20 protein-coding genes and 1 pseudogene are annotated in these 19039 nt (G+C 49.1%); 12 read left to right on the top strand and 9 right to left on the bottom strand.

Annotated features, from left to right (window positions below; translation table 11 throughout):
- Positions 1–294: 294 nt before the first annotated feature.
- From uxaB to sad, 5 genes are all read right to left on the bottom strand, one after another.
- A complete protein-coding gene (uxaB, locus tag ESM_RS0101500; RefSeq protein WP_000854610.1) occupies positions 295–1746 on the bottom strand; it encodes a tagaturonate reductase in 1452 nt (483 codons plus the stop codon).
- 217 nt (positions 1747–1963) lie between these two features.
- Positions 1964–3382 carry a sensor domain-containing diguanylate cyclase gene (locus ESM_RS0101495; protein WP_000289276.1) on the bottom strand — a complete coding sequence of 473 codons (1419 nt, stop codon included), beginning with the start codon at positions 3380–3382 and terminating at the stop codon, positions 1964–1966.
- Between the two features lie 138 nt (positions 3383–3520).
- Positions 3521–3880, bottom strand: a complete 360-nt coding sequence (locus tag ESM_RS0101490; RefSeq protein ID WP_001191034.1) for a DUF4186 domain-containing protein — start codon at positions 3878–3880, stop codon at positions 3521–3523.
- Entirely contained in the window at positions 3880–4806 is a 927-nt protein-coding gene (gene glsB / locus ESM_RS0101485; RefSeq protein WP_000257432.1) for a glutaminase B, read from the bottom strand. The genes ESM_RS0101490 and glsB overlap by 1 nt, the downstream gene beginning before the upstream one ends.
- 63 nt (positions 4807–4869) lie before the next feature.
- On the bottom strand, positions 4870–6258 hold the full coding sequence (gene sad, locus ESM_RS0101480) for a succinate-semialdehyde dehydrogenase (RefSeq protein ID WP_000156605.1): 1389 nt from the start codon (positions 6256–6258) through the stop codon (positions 4870–4872).
- A 100-nt stretch (positions 6259–6358) separates the two neighbouring features.
- Between sad and ptrR the strand changes: the two genes are divergently transcribed.
- Positions 6359–7219 carry a putrescine utilization regulator PtrR gene (gene ptrR, locus ESM_RS0101475; protein WP_000366488.1) on the top strand — a complete coding sequence of 287 codons (861 nt, stop codon included), beginning with the start codon at positions 6359–6361 and terminating at the stop codon, positions 7217–7219.
- Positions 7220–7388: 169 nt separating this feature from the next.
- Positions 7389–8579 carry an L-arabinose MFS transporter gene (gene ydeA, locus ESM_RS0101470; RefSeq protein ID WP_000210461.1) on the top strand — a complete coding sequence of 397 codons (1191 nt, stop codon included), beginning with the start codon at positions 7389–7391 and terminating at the stop codon, positions 8577–8579.
- A gap of 159 nt (positions 8580–8738) precedes the next feature.
- Here the strand turns inward: ydeA and marC are convergent, their stop codons facing one another.
- Complete coding sequence (marC, locus tag ESM_RS0101465; protein ID WP_000885037.1) at positions 8739–9404, bottom strand: NAAT family transporter MarC; 666 nt, start codon at positions 9402–9404, stop codon at positions 8739–8741.
- A 211-nt stretch (positions 9405–9615) separates the two neighbouring features.
- On the opposite strand from marC, the gene marR reads away from it, so the two are divergent.
- The 3 genes from marR to marB are packed head-to-tail and all read left to right on the top strand — an operon-like array spanning position 9616 to position 10704.
- Positions 9616–10050, top strand: coding sequence for a multiple antibiotic resistance transcriptional regulator MarR (marR, locus tag ESM_RS0101460; protein WP_000843428.1), 435 nt, complete (start codon positions 9616–9618; stop codon positions 10048–10050).
- 20 nt (positions 10051–10070) lie between these two features.
- Complete coding sequence (gene marA / locus ESM_RS0101455) at positions 10071–10454, top strand: MDR efflux pump AcrAB transcriptional activator MarA (RefSeq protein ID WP_000091195.1); 384 nt, start codon at positions 10071–10073, stop codon at positions 10452–10454.
- Between the two features lie 31 nt (positions 10455–10485).
- Positions 10486–10704: a multiple antibiotic resistance protein MarB gene (marB, locus tag ESM_RS0101450; protein WP_000803534.1), complete on the top strand. Its 219-nt coding sequence runs from the start codon at positions 10486–10488 to the stop codon at positions 10702–10704.
- Positions 10705–10734: 30 nt separating this feature from the next.
- Here the strand turns inward: marB and eamA are convergent, their stop codons facing one another.
- Positions 10735–11634, bottom strand: a complete 900-nt coding sequence (eamA, locus tag ESM_RS0101445) for an O-acetylserine/cysteine exporter (RefSeq protein WP_000087186.1) — start codon at positions 11632–11634, stop codon at positions 10735–10737.
- 194 nt (positions 11635–11828) lie between these two features.
- Here eamA and ydeE point away from each other — a divergent pair, with 194 nt between their 5' ends.
- From ydeE to mgtT, 4 genes and pseudogenes are all read left to right on the top strand, one after another.
- The gene (gene ydeE, locus ESM_RS0101440) at positions 11829–13016 is read left to right on the top strand and encodes an efflux MFS transporter YdeE (protein ID WP_001054142.1); all 1188 of its coding nucleotides are present in this window, start codon (positions 11829–11831) and stop codon (positions 13014–13016) included.
- A gap of 41 nt (positions 13017–13057) precedes the next feature.
- Positions 13058–13240 (top strand): annotated as a pseudogene (locus ESM_RS1000000129590) (helix-turn-helix domain-containing protein); the annotation flags it as partial.
- A 107-nt stretch (positions 13241–13347) separates the two neighbouring features.
- Entirely contained in the window at positions 13348–13443 is a 96-nt protein-coding gene (mgtS, locus tag ESM_RS0101435; RefSeq protein WP_000901364.1) for a protein MgtS, read from the top strand.
- Positions 13443–13547, top strand: coding sequence for a protein MgtT (gene mgtT / locus ESM_RS1000000128950; protein WP_214678605.1), 105 nt, complete (start codon positions 13443–13445; stop codon positions 13545–13547). The genes mgtS and mgtT overlap by 1 nt, the downstream gene beginning before the upstream one ends.
- A 114-nt stretch (positions 13548–13661) precedes the next feature.
- Here mgtT and dgcZ read toward each other — a convergent pair whose 3' ends face one another.
- Together dgcZ and dcp are read right to left on the bottom strand one after the other, a co-directional pair.
- On the bottom strand, positions 13662–14552 hold the full coding sequence (gene dgcZ, locus ESM_RS0101430) for a diguanylate cyclase DgcZ (RefSeq protein WP_000592792.1): 891 nt from the start codon (positions 14550–14552) through the stop codon (positions 13662–13664).
- Positions 14553–14929: 377 nt separating this feature from the next.
- Positions 14930–16975 (bottom strand): peptidyl-dipeptidase Dcp, encoded by a 2046-nt coding sequence (gene dcp / locus ESM_RS0101425; protein WP_000210381.1) that lies wholly within the window; start codon positions 16973–16975, stop codon positions 14930–14932.
- 129 nt (positions 16976–17104) lie between these two features.
- On the opposite strand from dcp, the gene ydfG reads away from it, so the two are divergent.
- The 3 genes from ydfG to ydfZ all read left to right on the top strand — a co-directional run bounded on the left by ydfG (position 17105) and on the right by ydfZ (position 19004).
- A complete protein-coding gene (ydfG, locus tag ESM_RS0101420; RefSeq protein WP_000636576.1) occupies positions 17105–17851 on the top strand; it encodes a bifunctional NADP-dependent 3-hydroxy acid dehydrogenase/3-hydroxypropionate dehydrogenase YdfG in 747 nt (248 codons plus the stop codon).
- An 88-nt stretch (positions 17852–17939) separates the two neighbouring features.
- Positions 17940–18626, top strand: coding sequence for a GntR family transcriptional regulator (locus ESM_RS0101415; RefSeq protein ID WP_000215557.1), 687 nt, complete (start codon positions 17940–17942; stop codon positions 18624–18626).
- A gap of 174 nt (positions 18627–18800) precedes the next feature.
- Positions 18801–19004: a putative selenium delivery protein YdfZ gene (gene ydfZ / locus ESM_RS0101410; RefSeq protein WP_000214710.1), complete on the top strand. Its 204-nt coding sequence runs from the start codon at positions 18801–18803 to the stop codon at positions 19002–19004.
- Positions 19005–19039: the final 35 nt, after the last annotated feature.

Genomic DNA, 19039 nt, shown 5'->3' with positions numbered 1-19039 from the left:
TTAAACGTGATTGCGATCACGTTCTCAAGTGTCAATTTACAAATTACCTACAAGACTACAACAATCACAGATGCGACATGTGGCACCTGGTTATGATAAGGTGCATATAGGATGTTGTAACTAATAATGCATAATAACAAACCCGGCCGAAACCGGGTTCAGAGATTGCGCCGTTAATTGCCTGATGCGCTGCGCTTATCAGCGCCTCCAACTAGCTAGTGATTTCAGTTAGTTGGAAAAGTGTGGCAGGATGCAGCATAAATGCCTTATCCGGCTTACAAAATAATGCAATTATTAGCACAACGGACGTACAGCTTCGCGCATCCCTTTTTCCAGAATCGCATCCAGGTCATTGGCCACCTGCTCTACCAGACCAGGCACTTGCGTCAGATCCTGCTCCCAGTGGTCTTTTTCTGCCAACACAATAGCAACCAGCGCCTGGGTGTCGATGACACGATCACGATGCTGACTCCACAATTGCTGATAACACTCCAGCCAGTGAGCATCATCCTGCACCGGATAGGTTTCACCGTTACGCTCACCGCGATAGAATGCAATCAGTGCCGCTAACGCGAAAGTGAGACGAGCCGGGAGTTTACCATTCGTCTTCTGCCCTGCCAGCAACTGCGGCAGGATGCGGGTACGGAACTTGGTCATACCGTTGAGCGCAATGGACAGCAACTGATGCTTAATGTACGGGTTACGGAAACGCCCGGTGACTGCACTGGCGAAAGATTCCAGCTCATCTCGCGGCAGATCCAGTACCGGAATAATCTCTTCATAAATGGCTTTTTCAACGAATGCACAGATTTCTGCATCGTTCATCGCTTCGCCTACAGTATCCAACCCAGCCTGGAACGCCACCGGCACCAGCGCGGTGTGAGCGCCATTAAGGATTGCTACTTTGCGCTCTTTATACGGTTTAATATCGTCAACAATCAGTACGTTGAGCGGATATTTATCCAGACGCAATTCAGACGCTAAGGATTTCGGTCCCTGAATCACAAACAGGTAAAAGTGTTCAGCGGTATCGAGGAAACCATCGTGATAACCGAGTTCTTCTTCCAGTTTCGCTACTTCATCACGCGGATAACCGGTAACGATACGGTCCACCAGCGTAGAACAGAAGCTGTTAGCTTTATCCAGCCATTGAACAAACGCTTCCGGTAGCTGCCACTCTTGCGCATAACGCAGCACCAGTTCACGCAGCGCATCACCATTATAATCAATCAGTTCACACGGAATGATGATCCAACCTTTATCCAGCGCACCGTTGAAATGACTAAAACGTTCGAACAGCAAACGCGTCAGTTTTGCCGGATAGCTTACCGCTGGCGCATCATCAAATTTGTCGCCCGCATGATAGCTGATGCCCGCTTCGGTGGTGTTAGAGAAGACGAAACGCATTTCCGGATTGTGCGCCAGCTTCAGGAATTCATCGTAGTCACCGTAGACGCTAATTTCACGGTTTACAGAACGAATCAAACGCGCATCGCTGACTGCTTCGCCCTTCTCATTCAGGCCACGAATAATGGTGGTGTACAAACCATCCTGAGTGCTAAGTGACGGCGGGAATGAAGTTTCAATCGGACGAACAACGACCACACCAGAATTCAGATCGGTGTGCTCATTCAGGAGATCAATTTGCCAGTCAACAAAGGCGCGCAGAAAGTTACCTTCACCAAACTGAATGATACGTTCTGGATACTGTGCACCGGGAAAATCGCGACGATTTAGTGTTTTCACAATGGGTTCCCTTTTGATTAGTCATACAACCTGCTTGAATTGGTATAACAGATTAGCAAACTTTAATACGCTGAACCCCTGTTTTGATCAACTCGTGGTGATTAATTAGCAGGTTTAAGAGAAAAATGTGGCGCAGATCATGGTTCTGACGGTATTTATTCAACCGCCAGAGTGGTAGAACACATTATTCTGAAACAGCGGAAAAATAATAAAGCTGTCAGACAACTTCCTCACCATAACGCATGGTGCTGGTGCGGTTACGCCCATCTTTTTTCGAGCGATAGAGACACGTATCAGCTTCAACCATCAATTTATTGAAGTCATCAGTTAGTGTGCTGTATGAAGCACATCCACTACCGACACCGATGCTGACCGTAAGATAGAGCGTCTTTTGTTGCCAGGTAAAAGGTTGAAGTTCGACAGCTTTGCGGATTTTCTCCGCCATCAATAGACCATCGACGGGATTCACTGAAGGTACAGCAACGGCAAACTCTTCTCCCCCCATCCGCGCCACCAGCCCTTTATCGCCCACAATTTTCTGAATATGCTGAGCAAATACGCTTAAGACTTTATCGCCACATTCATGACCATAGTTGTCGTTAATGCTTTTGAAATAGTCGATATCAAGCAGCATGACGGTCAGATGTTGTGTCTGTTGCAGCGATGGACTTTTCAGCGCCTCATAAAGACCGGATCGTGAGTACACCTGTGTCAGAAAATCAAAGTCGGCACGCAGAGAAACTTGCTTCATCAGTGAATTAATCGACGCCACGCTAAAAGAAACCATAATTGGGCAAATGGCCATCGTGGCAATGCCCAGACGAGCGGAAAACATTTGCGGAATCGAGAACGGCGAACCGACGGCGATATCAATCACCGAATTAGCCACCAGCACGATTTCTACCGCTCCGGTGATAAAGGTCAACAGACACGTAGCCTGTGGCGTATAGCGCACCGCACACCAGATTAATGCCGGCAGCGGAAATGCCAGACTCCCTGCACCGCCAATCGCCACTGAGGCAATGACCGACACGATCAGCGCAATGACAGGCATCATCTGCTCTGCTTTAAAACGCGGTAATACTCCCGGAATTGCCAGCGTCAGCATACAAGGAACAATCAACACGCCTGTTGAGAATTGTTCACTAAACCAGTCAGCAAGCAAAGGCCAGAAATCAAGACTATCAATACTGACCGAACCAATCGCGCCGACGATGGCACATAATAAAGCGGCAATCAGACAGTAATTAAATAACCGTAAGGCACTTACTGGTTCATATTTATTTTTCCCCAGACGCTTATCCCGTACCACCAACAGAGCAACGGTCACAATAAACATCATATTGGATAAATTAATAACCAGCGAGACCAGCCCCCATTCGGTGGTCATGGCATCATAAGCCAGCATTGCCACGTAACAGATAGCATAGTAATGCAGACGATTAAGCCAGACATAGCGGGCAAATACCCCCGCCATTACACCATTGAGCGGCCAGAAAAGAGAGAGTTCATGAACCAGGCGTAGCTCTGCACCAATAAAATAGAACAGCGTCGTTAGCGCAAAAATTGCAATGCTATTACGTAGCAGATGACCTTCCTGGAACAAACGGAAAGTGGATATGGGGTGTACATACATTAATTATCTGTCCATACAATTGCGGATGGCAATTATCTCAACGCAATAAGTAAATTCTCATAAAGGATAGCATGTTCGCTGACAGCGGCGACAAGGAAAGATATCAGTCAGATGATCTTTTGGCTTTTACCACCATTCTTATGGCTGATTCATCTGTATAACCAGCCAGTGGTAGATAACCGTCACGATATAACGTTGTTGTTCCTCACTTAACGAAACACCCTGCGGAATGTTATGCCACTTAGCCAGACAACCACGGCAACAGGTCGCGGTGGCGTGCTGAGCGATAAACACCGGATGCCCACGCATGGGGGTTTGCTTACCATCGTTCGCCGGTAATGCCGGAGCAAGACGCTTAGCGACAAAATCCGCCGCATGTTGTTCTATAACCGGCGCGCCCTTCTCCAGACAATACTGACGCTCTTTCACACCCAAACGAAAGCGGGAGCGAAATTTTGAACGGGATAAACGCGCGAAGAGTGGATCAAGTGACTGCATTAATAAACCGAGCGTCCTAATTGTTTCGTCAATTGTTCAAGTACTGCGATACCGGCAAGAGAGTTGCCCGCATCATCCAGTTCCGGGCTCCATACCGCGATAGCCATTTCATGCGGGACGATCGCAACAATACCGCCGCCAACGCCAGATTTCGCCGGAAGCCCCACTCGCCAGGCGAATTCACCCGCGTTCTGGTACATTCCGCTCGTTGCCATCAGCGCATTAATTTGCCGTGCCTGCATCGGCGTCACTACTGGCTCATCGATATGAAAAGCTTTCCCCTGATTCGCCAGAAAGACAAACGTCCGCGCCAGCTCAACACAACTCATTTTCAGTGCGCAGTAATGAAAGTAGTTTTGCAGAACGGTAGTTACATCATGATGGAAATTACCAAACGACTTCATCAGCCAGGCGATCGCCGCATTTCTCGCAGAATGTTCAAACTCGGAACGCGCCACCACCGTATCGTAGGCAATATCAGACACGCCGCTTAAGCCGCGCACCACTTCCAGCATACGCTGCCGCGGGGCGCTTAACCGCCCTTGCAGCATATCGCAGACGACCAACGCACCGGCATTAATAAACGGATTGCGTGGAATGCCCTGCTCCATTTCCAGTTGCACCAGGGAATTGAACGGCGATCCAGACGGATCTTTGCCGACGCGTTGCCAGATCTCCTCTTCGGAGTAATGACGCATAGCGACAACGAGACTGAGCACTTTGGAAATAGATTGAATGGAAAAACGTTCTTGCGCGTCTCCGGCCTGAAAAAGCTGCCCATCAACGGTACAAATGGCAATTCCCAGGCGGGAGCCATCGACGGTTGCCAGTGCCGGAATATAATCTGCGACTTTACCCTGACCAATTAGCGGCCGCACTTGCCGCAAGATGTTTTCTAAAATTACATTATCCATGGCGACAGCCACACTCTGCTCCTTGCTCGCAGGTCTGAAAAGACCTGCGAGTATAACAGAGCTAAATATGTGACGTCAGATCCGGTCTTTCCACACCGTCTGGATATTACAGAACTCATGTAAACCGAAATGGGAAAGCTCACGACCAAAACCACTCTTCTTCACACCACCAAAGGCGACTCGCGCATCGCTGGCGCAAAAACCATTGATAAACACGCCACCGCATTCCAGACGTGCTGCCATCTGTCTGGCTCGTGTTTCGTCAGCGGTAAAGATCGTCGCAGAAAGACCGAACTCGCTGTCATTAGCCAGTTTCAGCGCATGTTCCGCATTTTTTGCTATGGTGATTGCGGCAACGGGGCCAAAAAGCTCTTCACGAAACGCCGTCATTTCGGGGGTGACATTAGCCAGAACCGTTGGCGGATAGTAGTTACCTTCCCCTGCCATCTTTTCTCCGCCCAGTAACAAACGCGCCCCCTGCGCCAGTGTTTTTTCCACCTGATGATGTAGCTCATCACGCAAATCAAAACGTGCCATCGGGCCGAGATCGTTCTCTTCGTCACGTGGATCGCCCATTTTTAACGCCGCTGCAGCCGCTACGAAACGTTCGGTAAATGCCGAAGCAATTCCCTCTTCGATGATAAAGCGTTTTGCCGCCGCACATACCTGCCCGGTATTCTGATAACGTCCGATAACCGCAGCTTTCACGGCCAGTTCCAGATCGGCATCGTTAAGCACAATAAACGGATCCGAACCACCCAGTTCCAGTACGCATTTTTTTAGCGCTGCGCCGGCCTGTGCGCCAATAGCCGCTCCCGCACGGACACTGCCGGTCACCGTGACCGCTGCAATACGCGGGTCTTTAATCATCCGGCTGACACCATCGTTGTCAGCATTCAGCCAACCATATACGCCTTGTGGGATACCGGCATCTTGAAATACCTGGGCAATTAACTGTGCACAACCTGACAGATTCGGCGCATGTTTAAGTAAGTAACTGTTACCCGCAAGAATGATAGGAACAGCACCGCGCATAACCTGCCATAACGGGAAGTTCCACGGCATAACCGCAAGGATTGTCCCCATTGGGCGATATTCAATGACCGCTTGCTGGTTCTCAACCAGTGTAGGTTCAGCTTTCAGCATTGCCGGGCCATGCTCTGCATACCAGTCGCACAAATTCGCTGATTTCACCACTTCGGCACGCGCCTGTTTGATGGGCTTACCCATTTCACGGGTGATCATTTGCGCCATCTCTTCGCTACGCGTACGCAGAGCCTTAGCGATATCACGCAGTTTCTTCGCCCGGTAATCTATGCTCGTCTCGCGCCAGTCGCGATAGCCTGTCGCCGCAAGCTGAAGAGCGTTTTCAATATCGTCAGCACCAGCCCACGGCAGTGAAGAAAGTTGTTCACCATTGGCTGGATTTATCGAAATGGCATGGGTCGCCGGAGTGATGGTCATCGGGGTATCTCCTTCATGAGTCAGGGTAAAAAGATACGCAGATTTACTCTTACTTTAAAATGAATAATATTAAGCCACTTATTCACGAATTGAGAATACTATGGATCTAACCCAACTGGAGATGTTTAACGCCGTTGCTGAGGCAGGCAGCATTACCCAGGCTGCGGCAAAAGTGCATCGTGTACCTTCTAATCTCACGACCCGTATACGCCAACTGGAAACAGAACTCGGCGTTGAACTGTTTATTCGCGAGAATCAGCGGTTACGGCTTTCTCCCGCCGGGCATAATTTTTTACGCTATAGCCAACAAATTCTCGCGCTGGTGGATGAGGCGCGGAACGTTGTAGCTGGCGATGAGCCGCAAGGTCTGTTTTCTCTCGGGTCGCTGGAAAGCACCGCCGCTGTGCGTATTCCGGCAACGCTGGCTGAATTTAACCGTCGCTACCCTAAAATTCAGTTTTCACTCTCTACCGGCCCATCCGGCACCATGCTGGACGGTGTACTGGAGGGGAAACTGAATGCGGCATTTATCGATGGGCCAATCAGCCATACTGCCATCGACGGGATACCGGTTTACCGCGAGGAGTTGATGATCGTCACGCCACAAGGGCATATGCCAGTAACCCGCGCCAGTCAGGTTAATGGCTGTAACATTTATGCCTTCCGTGCCAATTGCTCGTATCGCCGCCATTTTGAGCGCTGGTTTCATGCTGACGGCGCAGCGCCGGGGACTATTCATGAGATGGAGTCATATCACGGCATGCTGGCTTGTGTTATCGCGGGTGCAGGCATTGCGCTTATCCCTCGCTCTATGCTGGAAAGTATGCCAGGGCATCATCAGGTTGAAGCCTGGCCGTTAGGTGAGCAATGGCGTTGGTTAACAACCTGGCTGGTCTGGCGTCGCGGTGCGAAAACACGTCCGCTTGAGGCATTTATTGAGCTGCTGGATGTGCCAGACTAAGCATGATGAAAAAATTTTCTGCTCTGTATGTTGTACCTGCCACTCACGCAGTAGTTGGCACAACATGAAGCGGCAAAACGCGACACAGGTCACAAAGTCATTGTATTCAGATCATTAACCGTTTTAAGATCATTTCATTACCTTTTCGCAACTCACCCGATAATCTGTTATGACAACGAATATTGTTTCCCGCAAAGTGGCGTGGCTACGGGTAGTTACGCTGGCAGTCGCCGCCTTTATCTTCAATACCACTGAATTTGTTCCTGTTGGTCTGCTTTCTGACATTGCGCAAAGCTTCCATATGCAAACCGCACAAGTCGGTATCATGTTGACCATTTATGCGTGGGTAGTGGCGCTAATGTCACTGCCTTTTATGCTAATGACCAGCCAGGTCGAACGCCGCAAGTTGCTGATCTGCCTGTTTGTGGTGTTTATCGCCAGCCACATCCTGTCGTTTTTATCGTGGAGTTTTACTGTTCTGGTGATCAGCCGTATTGGCGTAGCTTTCGCTCATGCTATTTTCTGGTCGATTACGGCGTCACTGGCGATCCGTATGGCACCCGCCGGAAAGCGAGCGCAGGCATTGAGTTTAATTGCCACCGGCACAGCACTGGCAATGGTATTAGGTTTACCTATCGGGCGCATTGTGGGGCAATATTTCGGCTGGCGAACGACATTCCTCGCGATCGGTATCGGGGCGCTTCTTACCCTTCTGTGCCTCATCAAGCTACTGCCATTACTGCCCAGCGAACATTCCGGCTCATTAAAAAGCCTTCCGCAACTGTTCCGCCGCCCGGCATTGATAAGCATTTATTTGCTGACTGTGGTGGTCGTTACCGCCCATTACACGGCATACAGCTATATCGAACCTTTTGTGCAAAACGTTGCGGGATTCAGCGCCAACTTTGCCACGGCATTGCTGTTGATGCTCGGTGGCGCGGGCATTATTGGTAGCCTGATTTTCGGTAAGCTTGGTAACCAGTATGCATCTATTCTGGTCAGTGCTGCGATTGCGCTGTTGCTGGTGTGCCTGGCGTTACTGTTACCTTCGGCAAGTAGCGAGATACACCTCGGCGTACTGAGCATTTTCTGGGGGATCGCGATGATGATCATCGGGCTTGGGATGCAGGTTAAAGTGCTGGCGCTGGCACCGGATGCCACCGACGTTGCGATGGCGCTATTCTCCGGGATATTTAATATTGGCATTGGTGCCGGGGCGCTGGTGGGTAATCAGGTCAGTCTGCACTGGTCGATGTCGATGATTGGTTATGTGGGCGCAGTTCCGGCACTCGCCGCATTGATATGGTCGATCATAATATTCCGCCGCTGGCCTGTGGCACTCGAAGAACAGACACGATAATTGGAAGGCCCGAACGCGGTGCCGGATGCGGCGGGAACGCCTTATCCGGCCTACAAAACCACGCAAATTCAATACATTGCAGAGGTCAGGCCTGATAAGCGTAGCGCATCAGGCAATTTTGCTTTTGTTATCAGTCTCAAAGGCCCATTCGGGCCTTTTTTAATGGTAAGTTTTAATAATTTCCAGGATGCCGTTAATAATAAACTGCACACCCATACAAACCAGTAAGAACCCCATCAGGCGGGAGATCGCTTCAATTCCTCCCTTGCCCACCAGCCGCATAATGGCACCAGAGCTACGCAGACTTCCCCATAAAATGACCGCCACCAGGAAAAAGATCAGCGGCGGCGCAACCATCAGTACCCAGTCCGCGAAAGTTGAGCTCTGACGCACAGTGGACGCCGAGCTAATGATCATCGCAATGGTTCCCGGCCCGGCGGTACTTGGCATTGCCAGCGGCACAAAAGCAATATTGGTGCTGGGTTCATCTTCCAGTTCTTCCGATTTACTTTTTGCCTCCGGAGAGTCCGTTGCCTTTTGCTGTGGAAAGAGCATACGAAAACCGATAAACGCAACGATTAGTCCGCCTGCAATCCGCAGACCGGGAATCGAAATGCCGAAGGTATCCATCACCAGTTGCCCGGCGTAATACGCCACCATCATGATGGCAAATACATACACTGAGGCCATCAACGACTGGCGATTACGTTCGGCACTGTTCATGTTGCCTGCCAGACCGAGAAACAACGCTACGGTAGTAAGCGGGTTAGCTAACGGCAGTAACACCACCAGCCCCAGACCAATCGCTTTAAACAAATCTAACATTGGTGATTGTTATCCTGTGTCTCTTAGTTATCAGCGAAAAGTATAAAGGGTAAACAAGGAGAAAGTTTCACTCTTTAACTTTCCTTGCATTGCGCTGACCAAAACTTGAACCGATTTAGCAAAACGTGGCATCTGCCAACCCATTCATTTGACTTATACTTGCCTGGGCAATATTATCCCCCGCAACTAATTACTTGCCAGGGCAACTAATGTGAAAAGTACCAGCGACCTGTTCAATGAAATCATCCCATTGGGTCGCTTAATCTATATGGTTAATCAGAAGAAAGACCGTCTGCTTAACGATTATCTGTCACCGCTGGATATCACTGCGGCACAGTTTAAGGTGCTCTGCTCTATCCGCTGCGCAGCGTGCATTACACCGGTCGAGCTGAAAAAAGTGTTGTCGGTCGACCTGGGAGCACTGACCCGTATGCTGGATCGCCTGGTCTGTAAAGGTTGGGTGGAACGGTTGCCTAACCCGAATGACAAGCGCGGCGTGCTGGTAAAGCTCACCGCCAGCGGCGCGGCAATATGTGAACAATGCCATCAATTAGTTGGCCAGGACCTGCATCAAGAATTAACAAAAAACCTGACGGCGGACGAAGTGGCAACGCTTGAGCATTTGCTTAAGAAAGTCCTGCCGTAAACAAAAAAAGAGGTATGACGATGTCCAGACGCAATACTGACGCTATTACTATTCATAGCATTTTGGACTGGATCGAGGACAACCTGGAATCACCACTGTCACTGGAAAAAGTGTCAGAGCGTTCAGGTTACTCCAAATGGCACCTGCAACGGATGTTTAAAAAAGAAACTGGCCATTCATTAGGTCAATACATCCGCAGCCGTAAAATGACGGAAATCGCGCAAAAGCTGAAAGAAAGTAACGAGCCAATACTCTATCTGGCAGAACGTTATGGTTTCGAGTCCCAGCAAACCCTGACCCGCACCTTCAAAAACTATTTTGATGTTCCGCCGCATAAATATCGGATGGCGAATATACAGGGCGAATCGCGCTTTTTACATCCGTTGAATCATTACAATAGTTAGTTAAAACGTGACAACGTCACTTGAGGCAATCATGAAACCACTTTTATCCGCAATAGCAACCGCGCTTATTCTCTTTTCCGCGCAGGGATTTGCGGAACAAACTACGCAGCCGGTCGTTACTCCCTGCGGCGATGAAGTGATTGTTCCTCCATCGCAGGAACAACCCCCTTTCGATTTAAATCACATGGGGACAGGCAGTGATAAGTCGGATGCGCTGGGCGTGCCTTATTATAATCAACACACCATGTAATTAATTCTGGCCCCGGGATATCGGGGCTTATTAGCCTCTCACCTTCACTGCTTTACGCCAGCGCAAACCAAACACATTGATATACAGCCCACCCATTATCAGCACCGCACCGAAAAATTGCAGACCCGTTAATCGTTCATCCAGCAATAATGCCGCACTTGCCAGACCAACTACCGGCACCAGTAACGATAACGGTGCAACACGCCAGGTTTCATAGCGACCCAGCAGCGTCCCCCAGATCCCATAACCGACAATTGTCGCCACAAACGCCAGATACATCAGAGATAAAATGGTGATCATGTCGATAGTGACCAGGCTGTGAATCATGGTTGCAGAACCATCGAGAATGAGTGAAGCGACAAAGAACGGAATAATGGGAATTAATGCACTCCATATCACCAGCGACATCACCGCCGGACGCGATGAATGCGACATGATCTTTTTATTGAAGATGTTGCCACACGCCCAGCTAAATGCTGCCGCCAGGGTCAACATAAAGCCGAGCATCGCTACATGCTGACCGTTCAGGCTATCTTCGATTAACACCAGTACACCAAAAATCGCTAAGGCGATCCCCGCCAGTTGTTTGCCATGCAGTCGCTCACCGAAAGTAAACGCGCCAAGCACGATAGTAAAAAACGCCTGAGCCTGTAATACCAGCGAGGCCAGTCCAGCCGGCATACCGAAGTTAATGGCGCAGAAGAGAAAGGCAAACTGCGCAAAACTGATGGTTAAACCATACCCCAGCAGTAAATTCAGCGGTACTTTCGGCCGTGCGACAAAAAAGATAGCCGGGAAAGCGACCAGCATAAAGCGCATACCGGCCAGCATCAGCGGTGGCATGTTGTGAAGTCCCACTTTGATGACCACAAAATTAAGCCCCCACACCACCACAACCAGTAGCGCCAATAACCCATCTTTTCGCGACATTCTACCGCCTCTGAATTTTCATCTTTTGTAAGCAATCAACTTAGCTGAATTTACTTTTCTTTAACAGTTGATTCGTTAGCCATCGTTTCCGACGGCATTAATGGCAAATAAGTCGCTATACTTCGGATTTTTGCCATGCTATTTCTTTACATCTCGAAAACAAAACATAACAAAATGCACCGCCGGACAGCCAAATGAACTTATCCCTGAGACGCTCTACCTGCGCCCTTCTCGCCTCATCGTTGTTATTAACCATCGGACGGGGTGCCACGCTACCGTTTATGACCATTTATTTGAGTCGCCAGTACGGTCTGGGAGTCGATCTGATCGGTTATGCGATGACAATTGCACTAACCATCGGCGTGGTTTTTAGCCTTGGATTTGGCATTCTGGCGGATAAGTTCGACAAGAAACGTTATATGTTACTGGCAATTACCGCCTTCGCCAGCGGTTTTATCGCCATTCCCCTGGTGGACAGCGTAACGCTGGTGGTGCTGTTCTTTGCTCTCATCAACTGCGCCTATTCCGTTTTTGCTACCGTGTTGAAAGCCTGGTTTGCCGATAATCTTTCATCCACCAGCAAAACGAAGATCTTCTCGATCAACTACACCATGCTCAACATTGGCTGGACCATCGGCCCACCGCTCGGCACGCTATTGGTGATGCAAAGCATCAATCTGCCCTTTTGGCTGGCCGCCATCTGTTCCGCGTTCCCCATGCTTTTCATTCAAATTTGGGTAAAGCGCAGCGAGAAAATCATCGCCACAGAGGCGGGTAGCGTCTGGTCGCCAAAAGTTTTGTTACAGGATAAAGCTCTGCTGTGGTTCACCTGCTCTGCTTTTCTTGCTTCTTTCGTGAGCGGTGCTTTTGCCTCGTGCATTTCACAATATGTGATGGTGATTGCTGATGGCGATTTTGCCGAAAAGGTGGTCGCGGTTGTTCTTCCGGTTAATGCTGCGATGGTGGTTACGTTGCAATATTCCGTGGGTCGTCGCATTAATCCGACCAACATTCGCGCATTAATGACGGTGGGCACCCTCTGTTTTGTCGTCGGTCTGATCGGGTTTATCTTTTCCGGCAACAGCCTGCTACTTTGGGGAATTTCAGCCGCGGTATTTACCCTCGGTGAGATCATTTATGCCCCTGGTGAGTACATGTTGATTGACCATATTGCGCCGCCGGGGATGAAAGCCAGTTATTTTTCCGCCCAGTCATTAGGCTGGCTTGGCGCAGCGATAAATCCACTGGTGAGTGGTATCGTGCTCACTACCATGCCGCCTTCCTCGCTGTTTGTCATCTTAGCGTTGGTGATCATTGCGGCGTGGATGCTGATGTTAAAAGGTATTCGCACCAGAACGTGGGGGCAGCCGGTGCTTTGTTGACGGACGAGCCGTGCCAGTGTGGTACGGCGCTGCGGATTATTTTCCTGCGACAACGGCGATTAATACGCGTACAGGATTATCTGCAAAATTCGGCTTTTAACATCGATAAAATTGCCGAGCTGACGGGGTTTAGTCATTCAGCGTTACTGCGTCATCATTTTCACCAGCGTTTTTTATTATCCCCTTCACAATATCGGAAAAACAACCGACCACCATCACATTAACCACCTAATTCAGCCTTCGTTTAGGTTACCTCTGCTAATATCTTCCTCATTGAGATGAAAATTAAGGTAAGCGAGGAAATACACCACACCATAAACGGAGGCAAATAATGCTGGGTAATATGAATGTTTTTATCGCCGTACTGGGAATAATTTTATTTTCTGGTTTTCTGGCCGCGTATTTCAGCCACAAATGGGATGACTAATGAACGGAGATAATCCCTCACCTAACCGGCCCCTTGTTACAGTTGTGTACAAGGGGCCTGATTTTTCTGACGGCGAAAAAAAACCGCCAGTAAACCGGCGGTGAATGCTTGCATGGATTGATTTGTGTTTTGCTTTTACGCTAACAGGCATTTTCCTGCACTGGTAGCGGATCGCTGACACAGTAGCATCACGTTTCTCAATGAATGTTAAACGATGTTTAAACTCGAGTAATCACGCTCTGTTCATCAATAAACATGCAGCGGTTTCTTCCGGTCTGCTTACCTTCATACATTGCTCTGTCTGCTCTTCCGATTACCGCATCCAGCGACTCTTCAGGAAATGCCCGGCTGACTCCAGCGGTCACGGTTATGTTGATATGCCCGTCAGAATGTGCAATTGCATGGTTATCGACTAACTGGCAAATACGAACTCCGGCACGGCATGCCTCTTCATCATTAGCAGCTTTGACGATGATGATAAATTCTTCGCCGCCATAGCGATAAACCGTTTCGTAATCACGCGTCCAGGTAGCTAAGTAAGTTGCCAGCGTGCGTAATACCACATCGCCTATTAAATGCCCGTAGGTATCATTAACCAATTTAAATCGGTCTATATCCAGCAATATTAAATAGAGATTCAACGGCTCAGCATTGCGTAATTGATGATCAAAGGACTCATCAAGAACCCGACGACCGGGTAAGCCAGTCAGAACATCCATATTGCTACGAATAGTTAAAAGGTAAATTTTGTAATCGGTTAATGCCGCGGTAAAAGAAAGTAACCCGTCCTGAAATGCGTCAAAATGCGCTTCCTGCCAGCGATTTTCAACAATAGCCAGCATTAACTCCCGTCCGCAGATATGCATATGCTGATGCGCAGAATCCATTAGCCGAACGTAAGGTAATTCATCGTTATCGAGTGGCCCCAGATGATCAATCCACTGACCAAACTGGCACAGCCCATAAGAATGGTTATCTGTAATTTCTGGCTTACTGGCATCTTTCGCTACCACGCTGTGAAACATACTCACCAGCCACTGGTAATGGGCATCAATAGCCTTATTGAGATCTAACAAGATGGCATCGATTTCCGTTGTCTTCTTGATCATTGCCACTCCTTTTTCACAGTTCCTTGTGCGTTCTATTGTAACGGGAGAAAAGAAAACTTATGTCAACAATTCCATAGAAAAATATTTACTAATGGATAAAAACATAACCGCGTGATTTAAAACAAAATACGCAGAAAAAAATAATTAAATCTGGCAAAACAGGTTCAATTTAAGCCAGAAGATATAATACTGATTATGCCGAAGGGGGGAAAACAATGGCCAGATGGATTAGAGCATCTGGCAGTATTATAATTCTACAAATGTACGGAGATACCGAATAACAATTCCAGACATAGCAGTGGGAAACTAAAAACAGAAATGAATAACATAGTATATATTGCCCCGGGCAGGAATCAGTCCGGGGCAATATGGGAGAGTTAAACATCCAGCCCGCGATGTTGCAACATTGGTGCAATCTGTGGTGCCTTACCGCGCCATTGACGATACAGACGTTCTAAATCTTCGCTGTTGCCTTTAGAGAGGATTGCCTCGCGAAAATATTGCCCATTTTCACGCGTTAATCCGCCCTGCTCAACAAACCACTGATAACCATCGTCTGCCAGCATTTGCGTCCACAGATACGCGTAGTAACCCGCCGCATATCCGCCGCCAAAAATGTGGGCGAAATAACTGCTGCGATAACGTGGCGGTACAGCAGGAAGATCCATATTTTCCGCCACCAGCGCCCGCTGTTCGAAATCGTCCACATCCTGCATCGCCTCATTCTCTTGCAAACAGTGCCAACGCATATCGAGAAGCGCAGCACTAAGCAGTTCGCTCATCTCATAGCCTTTATTGAACAGGCTGGCATTGCGCATTTTCTGTTGCAGAGTTTCCGGCATGGCTTCTCTGGTTTGATAATGTCGGGCATAGCGGGCGAACACCTGCGGATGCGTTGCCCAGTGTTCGTTGATTTGCGACGGAAATTCAACAAAATCACGCGGCGTATTGGTGCCGGAAAGCGTGGCATAACGCTGGCAGGCAAACAGACCATGCAATGTATGTCCAAACTCATGGAATAAGGTAATAACGTCATCCCACAGCAACAAGGCAGGCTCACCAGCGGCTGGTTTTTGATAATTGCAAACGTTATAAATTACCGGGCGCGTTTCATTGAGCGTAGATTGCTCGACAAAATTACCCATCCACGCGCCGCCACTTTTTGAATCACGGGCGAAGAAGTCACCGTAAAATAGCGCCAGTCCAACACCGTTATGATCAAAGATTTCCCAGACCCGCACATCCGGGTGATATACCGGTATATCAAACCGTTCGACAAACTTAATGCCGAAAAGCTGATTGGCGGTCCAGAATACCCCTTCATTCAGTACCGTGTTTAATTCAAAATAAGGTTTGAGTTGCGCCTCATCAAGATCGAATTTCTCACGACGTACCTGTTCGGCGTAAAACGCCCAGTCCCACGGCTGTGCGCTAAAACCGTCTTGCTGTTTTCCGATAACCGCCTGAATAGACGCTAATTCATCGCTCGCACGCTGACGCGCCGCCGGAACAATTTCCCGCATAAAGTTGAGTGCCGCTTCTGGCGTTTTTGCCATCTGGTCGGCTATTTTCCATGCGGCATAATGAGGGAAGCCAAGTAATGTTGCCTGTTGTGCGCGGATCTCCACCAGCCGTTGAATGATAGCGCGGGTATCGTTGGCATCGTTTTTTTCCGCACGCGTCCAGGCTGCAGTGAACAGTTTTTCACGTGTGGAACGATCGCGGAGTTCCGCAAGCGCCGGTTGTTGCGTAGTGTTCAGCAGCGGGATAAGCCATTTGTTATCCAGACCTTTCTCGCGAGCCGCCCCGGCCGCCAGGGCAATCTCTTGCTCACTCATGCCTGCCAGTTGCTGAATATCGTCAACCACCACTCCACCGGATTTGTTCGCAGCTAATAAGCGCTGGTTAAACTGACTGGTCAGCGTCGCGGCTTCGGTGTTCAGCACTTTTAATTTTGCTTTATCCGCATCTTCAAGTTGGGCTCCGGCAAGGACAAAACGCTGATGAATAACGTCAACCAGTCTAATGGATTCACTATCAAGCCCCAGGGATCCGCGGCGCTGCCAGACTGCATCCACCCGCGCGAATAATTCGCCGTTCAGATAGATATCATTAGCCAGTTCCGCCAGTTCGGCGGAAAACTGTTCATCAAGACGCTGTAACTCATCGTTGGTATGCGCCGCTGTCATGGCAAAAAAGACGCTGGTGACGCGGGTAAGCAATTCACCGCTCTGTTCCAGCGCCAAAATCGTGTTAGTGAAATCAGGTGTCTGCGGGTTGATCGCGATAGCGGTAATCTCAGCCCGCTTTTGCCGCATCCCCTCATCGAAAGCCGGACGATAGTGATGATCTGCAATTTGATCAAAACGGGGAGCCAGATACGGCAGTGTGCTTTGCACAAGGAAAGGGTTCATTGTTGTCATTTTCTTCTCCTGAACGCGAGGTGTCCCATAGCGTAGGCTGACTGGTAACGGAGTGCAAACCAGTATTACCTGCTCTTAAGCATCACGTGCTATGTTAAGGGACACACAAAAGCGTTGAGGAACAGTGAGATGATCGTTTTAGTAACTGGAGCAACGGCAGGTTTTGGTGAATGCATTACTCGTCGTTTTATTCAACAAGGCCATAAAGTTATCGCTACGGGTCGACGCCAGGAGCGGTTGCAGGAGTTAAAAGACGAGCTGGGCGATAACCTTTATATCGCCCAGCTCGATGTTCGTAATCGCGCCGCTATTGAAGAGATGATGGAATCGCTTCCTGCCGATTGGCGTGACATTGATATTCTGGTGAATAACGCCGGGCTGGCGCTGGGTATGGAACCTGCACATAAAGCCAGTGTCGAAGACTGGGAAACAATGATTGATACCAACAATAAAGGCCTGGTGTATATGACGCGTGCCGTGCTGCCTGGCATGGTTGAGCGTAATCGTGGTCATATTATTAACATTGGTTCAACGGCAGGTAGCTGGCCATATGCTGGTGGCAACGTTTATGGCGCAACAAAAGCATTCGTTCGTCAATTCAGCCTGAATCTGCGTACTGACCTGCATGGCACTGCGGTTCGTGTCACTGACATCGAGCCAGGTCTGGTCGGCGGTACTGAATTTTCCAATGTCCGCTTTAAAGGCGATGACGGTAAAGCGGAAAAAACCTATCAAAACACCGTTGCGCTGACGCCAGAAGATGTCTGTGAAGCCGTCTGGTGGGTGGCGACTCTCCCGGCTCACGTTAACATCAATACTCTGGAAATGATGCCAGTTACCCAGAGCTATGCCGGACTGAATATCCATCGCCATTAATTTTTATACCCGGCCTAACCGCCGGGTTATTGTTTGTCACAAAAAAGTGGTAGACTTGCTCAGTTAACCCACTCAAAAGCAAGAACGAATGACCGTCGAAACACAACTCAATCCCACGCAACCAGTCAATCAACAGATTTATCGTATTCTCCGTCGCGACATTGTGCATTGTCTGATTGCACCGGGTACGCCGTTATCGGAAAAAGAAGTTTCTGTTCGTTTCAATGTGTCGCGCCAGCCAGTTCGTGAAGCCTTCATTAAGCTGGCGGAAAATGGCCTGATTCAAATTCGCCCGCAACGTGGCAGCTACGTCAATAAAATCTCCATGACTCAGGTACGCAACGGTAGTTTTATCCGCCAGGCCATTGAGTGCGCCGTAGTCCGCAGAGCGGCGACCATGATTACCGATAGCCAGTGCTACCTGCTTGAGCAAAATCTCCACCAGCAACGTATAGCCATTGAACGCAAACAACTGGATGATTTTTTTGAACTTGATGATAACTTCCACCAAATCCTGACGCAGATTGCCGACTGTCAACTCGCGTGGGACACCATTGAAAACCTGAAAGCGACCATTGACCGGGTACGCTATATGAGTTTTGACCACGTCTCGCCACCAGATATGTTGCTGCGCCAACACATGGATATTTTTACTGCGCTACAAAAGCATGATGTCACTGCGGTAGAAAAAGCAATGACACTGCATTTGCAGGAAATAAGTGAATCCGTGCAGCAAATCCGCCAGGAAAACAGCGACTGGTTTAGCGAAGAGTAATTCATGTCCTCTCATCCCACCCGGGATGAGACTCCATTCCCTTCTTCTGGTTCATGCAAGCATCAAAAAAGATGTGAACTTGATCATAAACAAAAAAATATTCACTCGACAGGAGTATTTATATTGCGCCCGTTACGTGGGCTTCGACTGTAAATCAGAAAGGAGAAAACACCTATGACGACCTACGATCGTAACCGTAACGCAATCACCACTGGCAGCCGTGTTATGGTTAGCGGCACCGGTCACACTGGCAAGATCCTGTCGATTGATACTGAAGGTCTGACCGCAGAGCAAATCCGCCGCGGAAAAACCGTGGTTGTTGAAGGTTGTGATGAAAAACTCGCGCCTCTGGACCTGATTCGTCTCGGCATGAACTAAGCGTGTGAATGCCGCCGATGGCGGCATTGCTGTTT

The organism is Escherichia sp. TW09308 (genome assembly GCF_000208565.1).
Taxonomy (GTDB): domain Bacteria; phylum Pseudomonadota; class Gammaproteobacteria; order Enterobacterales; family Enterobacteriaceae; genus Escherichia; species Escherichia marmotae.
Note: the sequence above shows the minus strand (reverse complement) of the source record. Positions and strands in the feature narration are given on the sequence as shown.